The 12721-nt window shown below is 67.4% G+C and carries 19 protein-coding genes; 2 read left to right on the top strand and 17 right to left on the bottom strand.

Annotated features, from left to right (window positions below; all coding sequences use genetic code 11):
• Positions 1-98: 98 nt before the first annotated feature.
• Positions 99-1430 (bottom strand): Tol-Pal system beta propeller repeat protein TolB, encoded by a 1332-nt coding sequence (gene tolB / locus ACK4MH_RS07265; protein ID WP_409716683.1) that lies wholly within the window; start codon positions 1428-1430, stop codon positions 99-101.
• A 551-nt stretch (positions 1431-1981) separates the two neighbouring features.
• Between tolB and ACK4MH_RS07260 the strand changes: the two genes are divergently transcribed.
• Positions 1982-2437 carry a hypothetical protein gene (locus tag ACK4MH_RS07260; protein WP_409716591.1) on the top strand — a complete coding sequence of 152 codons (456 nt, stop codon included), beginning with the start codon at positions 1982-1984 and terminating at the stop codon, positions 2435-2437.
• On the opposite strand, the gene ACK4MH_RS07255 is transcribed toward ACK4MH_RS07260, so the two are convergent.
• From ACK4MH_RS07255 to ACK4MH_RS07180, 16 genes are all read right to left on the bottom strand, one after another.
• Entirely contained in the window at positions 2412-2867 is a 456-nt protein-coding gene (locus ACK4MH_RS07255) for an ExbD/TolR family protein (protein ID WP_409716589.1), read from the bottom strand. The two genes, ACK4MH_RS07260 and ACK4MH_RS07255, sit on opposite strands and share 26 nt — an antisense overlap.
• A 3-nt stretch (positions 2868-2870) precedes the next feature.
• Positions 2871-3623 carry a protein TolQ gene (tolQ, locus tag ACK4MH_RS07250; RefSeq protein WP_346494221.1) on the bottom strand — a complete coding sequence of 251 codons (753 nt, stop codon included), beginning with the start codon at positions 3621-3623 and terminating at the stop codon, positions 2871-2873.
• A 139-nt stretch (positions 3624-3762) separates the two neighbouring features.
• Positions 3763-4194, bottom strand: a complete 432-nt coding sequence (locus tag ACK4MH_RS07245) for a hypothetical protein (protein WP_409716587.1) — start codon at positions 4192-4194, stop codon at positions 3763-3765.
• Between the two features lie 26 nt (positions 4195-4220).
• On the bottom strand, positions 4221-4682 hold the full coding sequence (ybgC, locus tag ACK4MH_RS07240; protein WP_409716585.1) for a tol-pal system-associated acyl-CoA thioesterase: 462 nt from the start codon (positions 4680-4682) through the stop codon (positions 4221-4223).
• A 9-nt stretch (positions 4683-4691) separates the two neighbouring features.
• Positions 4692-5075: a hypothetical protein gene (locus ACK4MH_RS07235; protein ID WP_409716583.1), complete on the bottom strand. Its 384-nt coding sequence runs from the start codon at positions 5073-5075 to the stop codon at positions 4692-4694.
• Positions 5072-6538 (bottom strand): alpha/beta fold hydrolase, encoded by a 1467-nt coding sequence (locus tag ACK4MH_RS07230; RefSeq protein ID WP_409716581.1) that lies wholly within the window; start codon positions 6536-6538, stop codon positions 5072-5074. The genes ACK4MH_RS07235 and ACK4MH_RS07230 overlap by 4 nt, the downstream gene beginning before the upstream one ends.
• An 88-nt stretch (positions 6539-6626) precedes the next feature.
• Positions 6627-6902 (bottom strand): BrnA antitoxin family protein, encoded by a 276-nt coding sequence (locus ACK4MH_RS07225; RefSeq protein ID WP_409716579.1) that lies wholly within the window; start codon positions 6900-6902, stop codon positions 6627-6629.
• Positions 6895-7155 (bottom strand): BrnT family toxin, encoded by a 261-nt coding sequence (locus ACK4MH_RS07220; protein ID WP_409716577.1) that lies wholly within the window; start codon positions 7153-7155, stop codon positions 6895-6897. Before ACK4MH_RS07220 ends, ACK4MH_RS07225 begins: the two co-directional genes overlap by 8 nt.
• Positions 7152-8189 carry a Holliday junction branch migration DNA helicase RuvB gene (gene ruvB, locus ACK4MH_RS07215; protein WP_409716575.1) on the bottom strand — a complete coding sequence of 346 codons (1038 nt, stop codon included), beginning with the start codon at positions 8187-8189 and terminating at the stop codon, positions 7152-7154. Before ruvB ends, ACK4MH_RS07220 begins: the two co-directional genes overlap by 4 nt.
• A gap of 223 nt (positions 8190-8412) precedes the next feature.
• Positions 8413-9045, bottom strand: coding sequence for a Holliday junction branch migration protein RuvA (ruvA, locus tag ACK4MH_RS07210; protein WP_409716573.1), 633 nt, complete (start codon positions 9043-9045; stop codon positions 8413-8415).
• Complete coding sequence (gene ruvC / locus ACK4MH_RS07205; protein WP_372692695.1) at positions 9042-9560, bottom strand: crossover junction endodeoxyribonuclease RuvC; 519 nt, start codon at positions 9558-9560, stop codon at positions 9042-9044. Before ruvC ends, ruvA begins: the two co-directional genes overlap by 4 nt.
• A 47-nt stretch (positions 9561-9607) precedes the next feature.
• The gene (locus tag ACK4MH_RS07200; protein WP_409716571.1) at positions 9608-10306 is read right to left on the bottom strand and encodes an MgtC/SapB family protein; all 699 of its coding nucleotides are present in this window, start codon (positions 10304-10306) and stop codon (positions 9608-9610) included.
• Between the two features lie 76 nt (positions 10307-10382).
• Positions 10383-10901 (bottom strand): hemerythrin domain-containing protein, encoded by a 519-nt coding sequence (locus tag ACK4MH_RS07195; protein WP_409716569.1) that lies wholly within the window; start codon positions 10899-10901, stop codon positions 10383-10385.
• Positions 10902-10978: 77 nt separating this feature from the next.
• On the bottom strand, positions 10979-11254 hold the full coding sequence (locus tag ACK4MH_RS07190) for a type II toxin-antitoxin system RelE/ParE family toxin (RefSeq protein WP_409716566.1): 276 nt from the start codon (positions 11252-11254) through the stop codon (positions 10979-10981).
• Positions 11251-11502 (bottom strand): hypothetical protein, encoded by a 252-nt coding sequence (locus ACK4MH_RS07185; RefSeq protein WP_409716564.1) that lies wholly within the window; start codon positions 11500-11502, stop codon positions 11251-11253. Before ACK4MH_RS07185 ends, ACK4MH_RS07190 begins: the two co-directional genes overlap by 4 nt.
• A 35-nt stretch (positions 11503-11537) precedes the next feature.
• Positions 11538-12311, bottom strand: a complete 774-nt coding sequence (locus ACK4MH_RS07180; RefSeq protein ID WP_409716562.1) for a YebC/PmpR family DNA-binding transcriptional regulator — start codon at positions 12309-12311, stop codon at positions 11538-11540.
• 204 nt (positions 12312-12515) lie between these two features.
• On the opposite strand from ACK4MH_RS07180, the gene ACK4MH_RS07175 reads away from it, so the two are divergent.
• On the top strand, positions 12516-12716 hold the full coding sequence (locus tag ACK4MH_RS07175) for a hypothetical protein (RefSeq protein ID WP_346494242.1): 201 nt from the start codon (positions 12516-12518) through the stop codon (positions 12714-12716).
• Positions 12717-12721 lie beyond the last annotated feature (5 nt).

Raw genomic sequence — 12721 nt, 5'->3', positions numbered from 1 at the left:
TCAAGCTTGGCGTTACTGTCTGCCTTGGGCGATTTTTCGGCGCCAGAGGCGATAACGCACAGTTCAGCTTTAAGGCTCCGAAGTGATCGGCGCAGTGTTTATGACGGACAGGCGTCCGCGCCCTGGTTCATGCCCAGATTGGTCGGCGGGCGGTCCAGCAGCGGCGACCAGGCGGGGTCGGTGCCGCGCCCGTTATAGCCCGCCTGCGACACCATCCGACCCGACAGGTCCACGGTCCACAGACGCGTATCGCCGCCGCGCGTCTGGCGCGCGAACATGACGTAGCGGCCGTTGGGCGCCCAGTTCGGGCCTTCCTCGAAATAGCTGGACGACAGGATGCGCTCGCCCGAACCGTCCGCGTTCATCACCCCGGTCGAGAACTGGCCCCCGCCCTGTTTGGTGAAGGCGATCAGATTGCCGGTCGGGCTCCACGACGGCGCCGTATACAGGCCGCCCCCGCGCGAGATCGGCCGCTGGCCCGATCCGTCCGAGCGCATGACATACAGGCGCGCCGAACCCGAACGGTCCGAGGTGAAGACGATCTGGCTGCCGTCCGGGCTGAACGAGGGCGAGGTGTCGATGCCCGGATCGTTGGTCAGGCGCGTGATCTGGCGGCTGCGCAAATCCATCACATAGACGTCGGTATTGCCGCCCCGGATGATCGAGAAGGCGATCTTGTTGCCGTCGTTGGAGAAGCGCGGCGCCAGCACCTGACCGTCGAACTCGCCCAGGCTCTCGCGTCGGCCGGTCGTCAGATTGTACAGGTAGATGCGGCTGTAATCCTTGCCCAGCGCCACATAGGTGATCTCGTCCGGCTGCGACAGCGAGAAGCGCGGCGACATGATCACCTCGTCGCCTTGCGTCAGATAGGTCGGGTTGAACCCGTCCTGGTCGGCGATGGTCAGGCGGTTGATCCGGTTCAACTGCGTGCCCTCTTCGGACACGAAGATCACGCGCGAATCGAAGAAGCCGGATTCGCCCGTCATCCGCTGATAGATGACGTCGGAAATCTTGTGCGCGATCCGGCGCCATTGTTCCTGGGTCGCCGTGAACTGATAGCTGACCAGCTGGCACTGGCGATACGGATCATACAGGCGGAAGCCCACGTCCAGCCGCCCGTCGCCGCGCGTCGTCACCCCGCCGTACAGCACCGCTTGCGCCCCGATCTGGGTCCACTGCGGAAAGTTGGGCGCATTGGCCAGCGTCAGCCCCGTCTCGATGAAGCTGGACGGGTTCAACGGCTCGAAGAAGCCCGACCGCTTCAGATTGCCGCTGACCACGTTCGAGATGTCCGCCCCATGCGTCCCCGCAAACGGCACGACCGCGACCTGAAGGGCGCGCAAATCTGCTTGGTTGATAACGATGTCAGCAGTCTGAGATGGTGGATTTGTTTGGGCGACCGCACTCACAGGCGCAACTATCGCCATCATTGCGATACCGATGCAGGTTCTTAGCTTCACCAGAATCTCCCTCTTCAATCAGACGAACGGCAAGCGCGGAACATCCGCAGACAGCTTGACGGCCAATAAGGCGTTTTCGAGCCGTAACAGCAAATCAGCACCACGTTGAGGTATTGAATACGAACGGCAAATCTTGCTCTTCATAGCCGTTCGGCATGTTGAAGGGCTGAGACGCCAAAATCGCTTGAACAACGCGTTCAGAAATTGGATTGCGCGCCCCCTGGATGCGAGGCGAACCGACAATCCGCCCCCTGCTGTTTAGTCGAACCAGAACTCTAACCAATGTTGAGTCTGCTCCCGGCAAATCGCAGTTCAGTTGCGGCGGACGAACTTGAGCTCCCAAAGCTTGAAGGTCGGCTCTGCCAACAGCCTGAGACGCCGTTCCCGCCCCCTGCTGACCCGTCGCCGGCCTTCCGCGATTGTTGGTCGGACGCGTCGGTCCAGCCAGCGCATCCAGGTCCAGGCTCGGCTCGGGCCGTTGCGGGGCCGGACGGGCGGGCGCGGGCGTCGCCGGACGTGGATTGGTCGGGGCCTTGGTCGCCGGCGCAGGCGTGGGCGGTTGCGGCCGAGGGGGCGTCGGGCGCGGCGGGGTCGGGCGCGGCGTGGGCGTCGGCGTTGGAGCAGGCGTGGGGCGCGCCGGCGTGGGCCGTGGCGGCGTCGGGGTCGGACGCGGCGCGGGCTGGGGCGGTGTCGGCTGGGGCGTCGGCGGCACGGGGTCGGGCTGCTGCACCGGCGCGGTCGCGGCGTCGTCGGGCGAGGGTTCGGGCTGCGGATTGTCGGCCGGCGCCGCCTGGACGACCTCTTCCGAGACGATGGTCACCGGCACCGAGGCCACCAGCGGCGTCTCGTCCTCGTCCACCTTGTGCGAAAACGTCATGAAGGCGAGCGCGATCACCCCGGCGTGCAGGGCGAGGGATCCGAGGATCGCGGGGCTCGGACGACGCAAGGGGCTCAGGCCTCCGGCGCCGTGTCGGTGATCAGGTTCAGCTTGGTGAAGCCGGACGCGCTCAGCCGCGCCATCACCCGCGCCACCGCCTGATAGGGCGCGCGCCCGTCGGCCCGCACGAACACCGGCCGCTCGGCCGCCTGTTCCGCGCCCCCGGCCTCGGTCAGCAGGCGCGTCGACAGGGCGTCAAACGCCGTCTCGCTGTCGCCGACGAAGATCGCCCCCTGCTGGTCGATGCTGACCGACAGGGGTTCCGACTTGATCTCGACCGCACTGGCCTCGGTCTTGGGCAGTTCGACCGGCACCCCGACCGTCAGCAACGGCGCCGAGATCATGAAGATGATCAGCAGCACCAGCATCACGTCCACCAGGGGCGTGACGTTGATCTCGGTCAGCGGGCCCTTGCGCCCCCGCCGACCGCGACGCCCTCCGCCGCCGCTCGAACCACCGCCCAGCGCCATGGCTCAGCCGCCCCGCTTCAGGCTGAGGTCGCTGGACGCCACGGGCGGAGGCGGCGGGGCCGAGGGGCTGCCCAGGCGGCGCGCCACGGCGGCCTGCAGGTCGTCCGCGAACGCCTCCAGCCGGTTCGAGAACTTGCCCGCGTCGATCGAGAACTTGTTGTAGGCGATATAGGCCGGAATGGCCGCCGCCAGGCCGATGGCCGTGGCGAACAAGGCTTCCGCAATGGCCGGCGCCACGGTCGTCAGATTGGTGTTGCCCGCCGCCGCGATACGGCCGAACGCATTCATGATGCCCCACACCGTGCCGAACAGGCCGATGAAGGGCGAGGCCGTGGCCACCACCGACAGCACGCCCAGACCGTTCTCGATCCGCTGGCTCTCGCGCGTGATCAGACTGTTCATCGCCCGGTCGATGCGGGTCATCAACAGGTCGCCCTGGTGTTCGTTCAGCGCACCCCGCTGACGCGCCTCGCGCCAGTCCGACAGGGCGATCACCAGCATGCGCGGCAGGGCGTGGTCCGGCGCCGGCCCGGCCTGGGCCGCGACATCCTCCAGCGACCGGCCCGACTGGACCGCCTTTTCGAAGTCGTCGGCCTGTTTGTTCAGCGCCGTGAACCGCACCGCCTTGTCGATGATGATGGTCCACGACCAGATCGAGGCCGCCGCCAGACCGATCATCACCGTCTTCACCACCCAGTCGGCGGTCATGAACAGCTCGACGGGGTTCATCATCGAGGCGTCGACGGGCATTGTCATTCAGGCGCTCCGGGCGGAATCGAGTTCGTTCACGCCCTCTTCGACCCAGCGGACGTGACCATTGTGTGGCGTGCGGCCCGTTTAGCTCCGACCCGATCGCCCGTCATCTGACAGGCGCGTCATAAGGGTTAACAGAGGGTTATTCCGCGCCCGATCCACGCGTCGGATCGACCGCGACGGCCACCGGGGCGCCGACGCTGATAATCACGCCCTCGTGGCCTTCCTTGGCGATGGAATAGGTGGCGGCGTCGCGCAGCAGCTGTTCCTCGCACAGGCGGTCTCCGGCCCGGCCCAGTTCGGCGCAGCCGCGCTTGGCCGCATCGGTCCAGCCCAGCACCCGGCGCGTCGCCGCCTCGGCCCGTTTGATCGCCGCCTCGTCTTCTGCGGCGGCCTGCGCGATCAGCGCCTGGCGCGCGCCCTGCTGGTATTGCAGCTCGGCCTGGCCCGCCATCTTGCGTTCCCAGACCTTGTAATAGGGACAGCCCACCAGCCCGCCGCCGATCAGCAGCAGGAACAGCAGGACCGTCACGATCACCGCGCTGGTGGACATCTTGTAGGTTTCGGCAGCCATGACGTTTCCCCTCGTTTGAGCGAACTTTAATCGGCGCCGGCGCCCGCCGCCAGCCACGGCGTCACCTTCTCGATCAGCCCCTTGGAGGGTCGGCGCGGCCGTCCATCCAGATGAATGCAGACCGCCGTCACCTCGGCCCGGCACAGCACCTCGCCCGCCCGCTCCACGCTCTGACGGATGATCAGCCGCACCCCCTTCACCTCTTCGTAGATCGTGCGCACCACCAAGGCGTCGTCGATCCGCGCGGGCTTCAAATATTTGATGTTCATCTCGGCCACGACGAAGGCCAGGGGCTCCGCCTCTTCCAGCAGGTCGGCGTGCCCCACCCCGATGGCGCGCAGGAAGTCGGACCGCCCCCGCTCGAAATAGCGCACATAGTTGGCATGATAGACCAGGCCGGTGAAATCGGTGTCCTCGTAATAGACGCGCACCGGCAACAGGTGATCTCGCCCCTCGAAACGGCCGGCGGTGGGAAGGTCGATGCTCATCCGTTCAGTCTAGCGCAAGGGAGACGGCTTGGGCCGCTCCAAAAAGCCGGGGCAATACCGCTGGCGCATTTCGCGAAACTCGGTCGGCAGGGGATCGTCGCTGAACAGGATGCGGTTGGGGATCGACACGAAGCCGACCGCCGGCCCGCCCGCGACCCGCCCCATATAGCCGCACACCGCCCGCCTCTGGCCGGCCTCGGCATAGCGCAGCTCGGCGCCGGGGCCCGCCTGGATACGGATCTGACGCGTGACCCGTGTCGAGGCCGGCTCCGGCGAGGACGTGTTCGCCGGCCGCGTCGCGACCCAGGCGGCGACGGCGCACAGGGCCAGAACGACCGCCGCCGCGATCATCGTCCACCGCTGTCGCGGGCTGCGATGCGGCGTCATCCTCATGCGACGGGCGCATCCTGGGTGAAGTCCAGCGGCGTATCGGCGGCCGGCAGGCAGCTGCGATCCACCGGCCTGGACGGATCACGCAGGAAGTCGCGTGCCATCTTGCGGGTGCAGGGGCTGGCGTTGATCACGCCGTGGGTGGCGTTGGTCACGATCACCACCTGGCTGTGGGAATAGCCCTTGGCGGCCGCCTCGGTCAGGGGCGGCGGACAGCCCGGATCGATCTCGGCGGCGACGAACAGGGTCGGGATGTCGGTCTGGACCGGCAGGTTCTCGATCGGCTTCGCCGGCCGCTCTCCCACCGCCGCACAGATGTCGAACAGACGCGACAGAGACGGGACCAAAACCTCGGCCACCGGATCACCCGCGGCGCCCGCGACCAGCCGCGCCCTAGACTCGAACGGCAGCTCCTCCTTGCAAAGGTGCGCCATGTGCTGGCCCTCGAAATAATAGGTCCGGTCCTCGGCGATCTCGGCGACCGGGCTCAGGTCGCCGGCGATGATCTTGTCCAGATCGACCGGCAGCCCCCGCACCCCCGTCGCGCTGTATGTCGTGTCCATCAGAAAGGCCGACAGGTCGTCGACGGTGAACGTCCGCCCGTCCTTGCCCGTCACCGGTCCCGCCAGCCATTTGCGCGCCTCGGCCTCGAACCGCGCCTGAAGGTTCGGATGCTGCGCCGCACACGCCGTCTGGGCCACGCATTTGGCCAGGATGATCTTCACCGCCGCCGACACCTGTTCCGGCGTGCCGACGGCCCAGTTGCCCTCGGGCGGCCAGGGGCTGTCCATCACGGCGGCGCGCACGATCTGGGGCTGGTGGGTGATGACGGCGGCCTCGATGCGCGGCCCGTACGATCCGCCCCACAGGTCGATCTTCGTCAGGCCCAGCGCCTGGACCATGTCCTTCACGTCGTCGGCGATGGCGGCGGCGTTGTACTGGTTCAGATCGACGCCCTGCGCCTGATACCCCTTCAGACAGGCGATCAGCCCGTCGCGGTCCGCATCGGACGGCGGCCCCGCATCGGTCAGCTGCACCCCCGGACAATCCATCGACGGCCTGCTCGCCCCGCCGCCGCGCTGGTCGAACAGGATTACGTCCTGATCCACCGCGAAGGCCTCGGGATTGCGGCGCAACGCCCCCAGCATCCGGCCCGCCCCCGGCGTCAACGCCCCGCCCGGCCCGCCATGGAACATCACCATCGGCGGCAGCGCCTGGCCCGAGACGTCCTTGAACGGCGCGCTGGCCTTGACGATCACCACGGCGATGTCGATGCGCCGGTCGCTGACCGACCCGTCGCGCGCCTCGTCCACCGTCAGGGTTCCGCACCGCACCTCGCGCAGACCCGTCGGCCAGTCGCTCGGACAGGGTTTGTCGGTGAACACCGGCGCCGCCGCCTTCGCAGTCGGAGCCAACGCCGTCAAGCCGACCGCAAACGCCATAACGGCCAAGGTGCGCAGGATCATGGGACGGCTCCGGTTCGCCCCCAGCAAACCCCCGCCCGCCCCGCTTGGCAACCGCCTATCGGAGATCAGGCTACCGATCAGCCCTGCGTCAGGCCGCGTGCTTCTTGCGCGCCGCTTCCGTCAGCGCATCGGCCATCCGCTCGCGCCAGTCTTCGCCCTCTTCGGCGAAGGCGCGAATGGTGGCGGCGGGCAGTTTCAATCCCACCTCGCGCTCGGCATCGAGTTGAGCATACAGGTCAGGCAACACGTCTCGCAGCGGCTGCGCCTTGGCGAAGTCCTCTTGGGTCCATTCCGGGTTGTCCTGATCGTCGATCTCGACATCCACATAGTCGCTCGGATCAAGGCTGAGTTTCGGATCAGCCATAGCGTTTGTTCTCCTTGGCGTTCGCGCGCCGCAGACTGATGGCCCTCAACGTCCCGTCCCGGAAGGTGAAGGCCAGCATGTGCAGCCGCCCATCCAACATACCATAGGCCCGCCATCGTGGCTCGCCGTAATCCTGACGCTCGTCCGCAAGCACGAAGGCGGCGCGGAGATCGATTTCGCCGGCACGGGCCAACGACAATCCATGCTTCTCGCGATTGCTCGCATCCTTGCCCGGATCGAAGGCAATCCTCATTCGAACAGGTCGCCCGGTATTGGCCCGGCGGCCGGCGGCGCAGGCGCGCTCAGGCCCAGGTGCGCATAGGCCTTGGCGCAGGCCACCCGTCCACGCGGCGTGCGCATGATGAAGCCCTGTTGCATCAGATAAGGTTCAATCACGTCCTCGACCGCGTCGCGCGCCTCGGCGATCGCGGCCGCTAGCGTGTCCATCCCGACCGGCCCGCCGCCATAGTTCTCGATCAGCGCCTTCAGGAACCGCCGGTCCAGACTGTCCAGCCCGGCCTCGTCAACCTCCAGCCGCGCCAGCGCCCGCGCCGCCACCATTTTGGAGATCGTCTCCGCCCCTTCGGCAGACGCAAAGTCACGCACCCGGCGCAACAGACGCCCGGCGATGCGCGGCGTGCCCCGCGCCCGTGACGCGATCTCGCGCGCGCCTTCTTCGTCGATGGCCGCGCCCATCTTGCGCGCCGTGCCCCGCACCACCGCCGTCAGTTCTTCGGGGCTGTAGAATTCCAGCCGCAGCGGAATCCCGAAACGGTCCCTCAGCGGCGTCGCCAGCAGCCCCGCCCGCGTCGTCGCCCCGACCAGCGTAAAGGGCGCCAGGTCGATCCGCACCGAGCGCGCCGACGGCCCCTCGCCGATGATCAGATCCAGCACATGGTCCTCCATCGCCGGATACAGGATCTCCTCCACCAGCGGGCTCATCCGGTGGATCTCGTCGATGAACAGGACGTCGCGCGGTTCCAGATTGGTCAGGATCGCCGCCAGATCGCCGGCCTTGGCCAGGATCGGCCCCGACGTCGCCCGGAACCCCACGCCCAGCTCGCGCGCCACGATCTGCGCCAGCGTCGTCTTGCCCAAGCCTGGCGGTCCGAACAGCAGCACATGGTCCAGCGCCTCGGCCCGCCCGCGCGCGGCGTCGATGAAGACCTTCAGATTGCCCTTGGCCTGCGACTGCCCGACGAACTCCGCCAGTGTCTGGGGCCGCAGCGCGCGGTCATAGGCTTCGCCGGGGGCGGCGTCGGCGGCGACCAATCTGTCATCGCTCATCGCACCGCTCCCCGACGCGACCGGCCTACAGCCCCTTCAGGACCACGTAACCGACCACCATGGCGATCAGACCGACGGCGAAGACGATCACGACCTGCAGTTTCTTGTTCATTGTCAAATCCACTCTGACGTTTCGGGGGGGCGTCCGCATAGGCCGCGTCGCGCGCCCGGCTCAACCCCGCCGCCCTTGAACATGGCCCGAAACCTGGGGAGCGTTCCGTTCTCACCGCCCCAACTCCTGCAGCGCCGCCCGGATCACGGCAGGCAATTCGGCCTCGTCCCCCCCGTTTTTCGACTCAAGCCGGATCAGCGCCTGATCCACGGCCCGGCGCGCATTAACCTCGGCGACGCCCAGCCCCAGCAGCGCCGACACCGCCTCGCCCGTGATGGAAGGCGCGGGCGGCGCGATCTCGACATGCATCCCCGGCGCGGTCGGCGCGAAACTGACGTCGCCCAGCGGCTTGCCCTTCAGCTCGGTCACGATCCTCAGCGCCAGTTTCGGCCCCACGCCGTTGGCCCGCGCCACGGCCGCCTTGTCTTCGCGCGCCACGGCCCCCGCCAGTTCGCCCGGCGGCAGCACGTCCAGCACCGCCAGCGCCGCCTTGGGCCCCACGCCCTGAATGGCCAGAAGCGTGGTGAAGGCCCGCCGTTCGTCCCGCGTCAGAAATCCATACAGGCGCGGCCCCGCATCCTCGCTCCACTGCGAATGCACATGCACCGTCGCCTCGTCGCCGGGCGCCGGCAACCGCCCCAGCGTCCGCGCCCCGCACGCCACGACATAGCCCACGCCCGCACAGTCGATCAGGCAGTCCGCCTCCCCGACCTCTGCCAGCACGCCTCTCAGACGACCGATCACGCCGCCCCCCGATGCATCGCTTCCAGCAAGGACCGTTTCCTCAGTTGCGCATGGGTGACCGCCACGGCCAGCGCGTCCGCCGCATCCGCCTTCACGTCCCCTGCGGTCGGCAACAGCCGCTTGATCATGAAGGCGATCTGGCTCTTGTCCGCATGGCCCGCGCCCACCACCGCCTTCTTGATCAGGTTCGGCGAATATTCCGCCACCGTCAGCCCCAGCTTGGCCGGCGCCAGCATCACCGCCGCCCGCGCATGGCCCAGCTTCAGTGTCGAGGACGGATTCACATTGACGAACACTTCTTCCACCGCCGCCTCCTCGCAGCCGTGGTCGGCGCAGATCACGCCCAGCGCCTCGAACAGATGCAGCAGCCGCTCGCTGAACGGCGCGCTCTCCGGCGGAGCGACCACCCCGTGCGCCACCCACCTCAGCCGCGCGCCGTCGGACACGATTACCCCCCAGCCGGTGCGTCGCAGACCGGGGTCCAGGCCGATGATTCTGACAGGTTCGTTCGCCATCCGTTCCCCTCATGCCGCAAAGAGGGTTATCGGGCAATGAACGGTTTTCAGTCGTCGCGCGGGTCCAGGCTGTAGGCGACCACGCCGGGTATCGCGCACAGCTGTTCCGCCAGCCGCTTCAGCTGGCTTTCCTCCGCCGCCCTCAACCGCCACGTCCGCCGCACGGTCCGCCCGTCGTCGATCAGTTCGAACGTGTCGTGGCGCACCTCCGCATCGATCGCCCGCAAGGCCGCCTCGATGGCCGGCTCGGGCGACCCTTCGCGCCGCTCCCAGCACACCTCGGCGTCCACCACCGTCCGCGCCGGCAACCGGCCGCTGATCAGCTTCAGCCCGATCAGGATCAGGGCCGTAACGACTGTCGCCGCCGTCCCCAGCGCATACAGGCCCGCGCCGAACAAAATGCCGATCGCCGATGTGATCCACAACGACGCCGCCGTGGTCAGGCCGTGGATCGAGAACCCGGTGCGAAAGATCACGCCCGCGCACAGAAAACCGATCCCTGTCAGCACGCCGTGCGCCATCCGCGTCGGATCGGTGACGATGTTCTCGTCCGGCAGGGCGCGGAACGCCCAGTCCGCCTGCGACATGGCCGCCAGCATCAGCAGGGCCGAAGCCAGACTGACCAATATGTGGGTGCGCAGACCCGCCGGCCGCCCGCGCCATTCCCGCTCGAAGCCGATCACACCGCCCGCGATCACCGCGCCCAGGATCGGCAAAACCGCACCTTCGAGACTGCCCAGATTCATCCGCCCTCAACGACGACACGCGGCGGGATGTTCCTTGGACGGACGGTTCTGCGACACCCTGCTCGCAGGCCGGCCGTCAGCCGTGCTTCTCTATATAGGCCTCGGGGTCCTTGTTCACCGGCTTCACGCCCGTGATGTGCTCGGCCTCGAAGGCGGCGAACTTGACCGCCAGCGCATGGCGCGTCTCGATGTCCGCATTCATGCGGAAGTCGGTCAGCCCCTGCCGCTCCTCCTCGCCCATGTGCTTGGAGTTGACCACGTTCGCCTCGCCCACGGCGTCGAACCAGGCCTTGGTCCCCACCTCGTGCTGCTCGACCGCCTTGACCGCGTTTCGCAGTTTGTTGTGATCCTCGATGGCGTCTTCGGTCTCGCCCTCGACCGTGCCGTCCTCGGCGTCGTTGGCGCCCTCGCCCTGTTTCAGCAGCTCGGGATAGAAGAACCGCTCCTCGGCCTCGGCGTGCACGTCCAGAAACGCCGACAGCCTCAACCACACGGCGCTCAGCGCATCCACATCCTTGGGATCGATCTGTTCGATGATCGCGAACAGCCGACGCTGTTCGGCGTGGTCGTCGAGGATCAGCTGGGTGATATCCATGGGGCGCTCCAGGCGTAACGGTGAAGCCTCGTTACGCCTTCGCCGCCGCCCGGTTCCGTGCGAACGACTCGCTGGTTTCAGTCGAGCGGGCGCCGACTCATGTGCCATACCCTCACCACGACCACCGCGCGGTCCTCAAGACGATAGATCAATTTGAAGGGTGTGGACGCGACCACCAACTCGCGTCGGCCGCCCGTGCGGGCACGTCCCTTGTGAGGCAGATCAGGCAAACCCTCGGCGGCGGCGATGATGCGGTCTTCAACGGCTATGGCTGCCGCGATACTGTCCCGGGCGATGTAGGCGACGCCCTCTTCGACGTCTTGCAACGCCTCCGGAGCCCAGATCAGCTTCAAGCGATGTCTGTCCATCGCTCACGCCGGGCTCGCAGCCGCGCCACGACCTCTTCATGGGGAATGCCCTTGCCGGCGGCCAGAGAAGCTTCGCCCTCTGCAATGGCGGCTTCCAGCGCGGCCTCTTCGAGCGCGATCCGCTCGGCAGCCTCGACCAGCAAGTCACCCGACTGACGGCCCTCCGCCAAAGCCACGGCGTCCAGCCTGGCCTTGACGGCCTCGTCCAGGGCGATTGTCACATGCACGGTCATGCGGGGACCGTATCACAGCCCCCGCTCAGCGGAAATCAGCCCGCGTACTTGGCCGCGTCCTCGTCCGAGATGTCCTCGTTGGAATAGACCGCCGACACGTCGTCCTCGGCGTCCAGCGCGTCGAGCAGCTTGAACAGCGTCCCCACGGCGTCGCCGGTGACCGGCACTTCCGACTGCGGCTTCCACACGATGGCCGTCGATTTGGGATCGCCCAGCACCTTGGACATGGCCTCGGCGACCTCGTTCAGGTCCTCGAAGGCGGTCCAGATCGTGTGGCCCGGCGCGTCTTCGTAGATGTCCGGCTTGACCAGGTCGCTCTCGACGTCCTGGGCGCCGGCCTCGATGGCGGCCTCCATCACGGCGTCTTCCGAACCGGCCTCGGCGGCGTAGGTGATCTTGCCGACCTTGTCCCACATGAAGGCGACCGAGTTCATCTCGCTCAGGGCGCCGCCGTTCTTCTTGAAGGCCGCGCCGATGTTGGACGCCGCGCGGTTGCGGTTGTCGGTCAAAGCTTCGACGATGATGCCGACGCCGCCCGGACCCCGGCCCTCGTAGCGGACCTCTTCCATCGTATCGACGTCGCCGCCCGAGGCCTTGTTGATGGCGCGGGTGATCACGTCCTTGGGCAGGCTCTCGGCCTTGGCGTTGTTGACCGCCAGACGCAGGCGCGGGTTCAGCGCCGGATCGGGCATGCCGTTCTTGGCCGCCACGGTGATGTCGCGCGACAGTTTGGAGAACAGCTTGGAGCGCTGCGCATCGGCGCGCCCCTTGCGGTGCATGATATTCTTGAATTTCGAGTGGCCGGCCATGGGATCGTCTTCGTGCGTTCTGGAACCTGAGCGGGCGGTCATAAAGCCTGATCCGCCGAAGGGAAAGCGCTGCGCGCTTCGACGAGGCGGTGAATCAGGCTTCAAGGTTCAGCCGAAGAGCGTCATCCTGTCACGATGGGTGACAGGGGTGGAACCTCGACCGTTTGCGCGTATTGATCCCCCGCAGACAGACGGAGCGCAGCCATGACCGCAGACGACACCATCTACGAAGCCCAGGGCTACATGGACGAGGACCTGCACGAGGCCGACATCGTCGAATGGTACGAGACCCGCCCGGTCACCGTCTCGACCGCCGTCGCCACCGGCGCCATCGTCACCGCCTTCACCCTGGGCGCCCTGACCGCCGTCGGCGCCCTGTTCCTCATCGGCCGTCTGGACGACTGACGGCC

The sequence above is a fragment of the Brevundimonas sp. genome, from assembly GCF_046295075.1.
Taxonomy (GTDB): domain Bacteria; phylum Pseudomonadota; class Alphaproteobacteria; order Caulobacterales; family Caulobacteraceae; genus Brevundimonas.
This window is presented reverse-complemented; position numbering and strand designations above follow the sequence as displayed.

Coding starts and splice junctions, on each gene's coding strand:
- tolQ (WP_346494221.1), bottom strand. CDS start 3,623: ATGACAATGCCCGTCGACGCCTCGATGATGAACCCCGTCGAGCTGTTC.
- ACK4MH_RS07255 (WP_409716589.1), bottom strand. CDS start 2,867: ATGGCGCTGGGCGGTGGTTCGAGCGGCGGCGGAGGGCGTCGCGGTCGG.
- ruvC (WP_372692695.1), bottom strand. CDS start 9,560: ATGGCGAACGAACCTGTCAGAATCATCGGCCTGGACCCCGGTCTGCGA.
- ACK4MH_RS07180 (WP_409716562.1), bottom strand. CDS start 12,311: ATGGCCGGCCACTCGAAATTCAAGAATATCATGCACCGCAAGGGGCGC.
- ACK4MH_RS07195 (WP_409716569.1), bottom strand. CDS start 10,901: ATGGATATCACCCAGCTGATCCTCGACGACCACGCCGAACAGCGTCGG.
- ACK4MH_RS07175 (WP_346494242.1), top strand. CDS start 12,516: ATGACCGCAGACGACACCATCTACGAAGCCCAGGGCTACATGGACGAG.
- ACK4MH_RS07245 (WP_409716587.1), bottom strand. CDS start 4,194: ATGGCTGCCGAAACCTACAAGATGTCCACCAGCGCGGTGATCGTGACG.
- ACK4MH_RS07220 (WP_409716577.1), bottom strand. CDS start 7,155: ATGAGGATTGCCTTCGATCCGGGCAAGGATGCGAGCAATCGCGAGAAG.
- tolB (WP_409716683.1), bottom strand. CDS start 1,430: ATGATGGCGATAGTTGCGCCTGTGAGTGCGGTCGCCCAAACAAATCCA.
- ACK4MH_RS07185 (WP_409716564.1), bottom strand. CDS start 11,502: ATGACCGTGCATGTGACAATCGCCCTGGACGAGGCCGTCAAGGCCAGG.
- ACK4MH_RS07225 (WP_409716579.1), bottom strand. CDS start 6,902: ATGGCTGATCCGAAACTCAGCCTTGATCCGAGCGACTATGTGGATGTC.
- ACK4MH_RS07235 (WP_409716583.1), bottom strand. CDS start 5,075: ATGAGGATGACGCCGCATCGCAGCCCGCGACAGCGGTGGACGATGATC.
- ybgC (WP_409716585.1), bottom strand. CDS start 4,682: ATGAGCATCGACCTTCCCACCGCCGGCCGTTTCGAGGGGCGAGATCAC.
- ruvB (WP_409716575.1), bottom strand. CDS start 8,189: ATGAGCGATGACAGATTGGTCGCCGCCGACGCCGCCCCCGGCGAAGCC.
- ACK4MH_RS07230 (WP_409716581.1), bottom strand. CDS start 6,538: ATGATCCTGCGCACCTTGGCCGTTATGGCGTTTGCGGTCGGCTTGACG.
- ACK4MH_RS07200 (WP_409716571.1), bottom strand. CDS start 10,306: ATGAATCTGGGCAGTCTCGAAGGTGCGGTTTTGCCGATCCTGGGCGCG.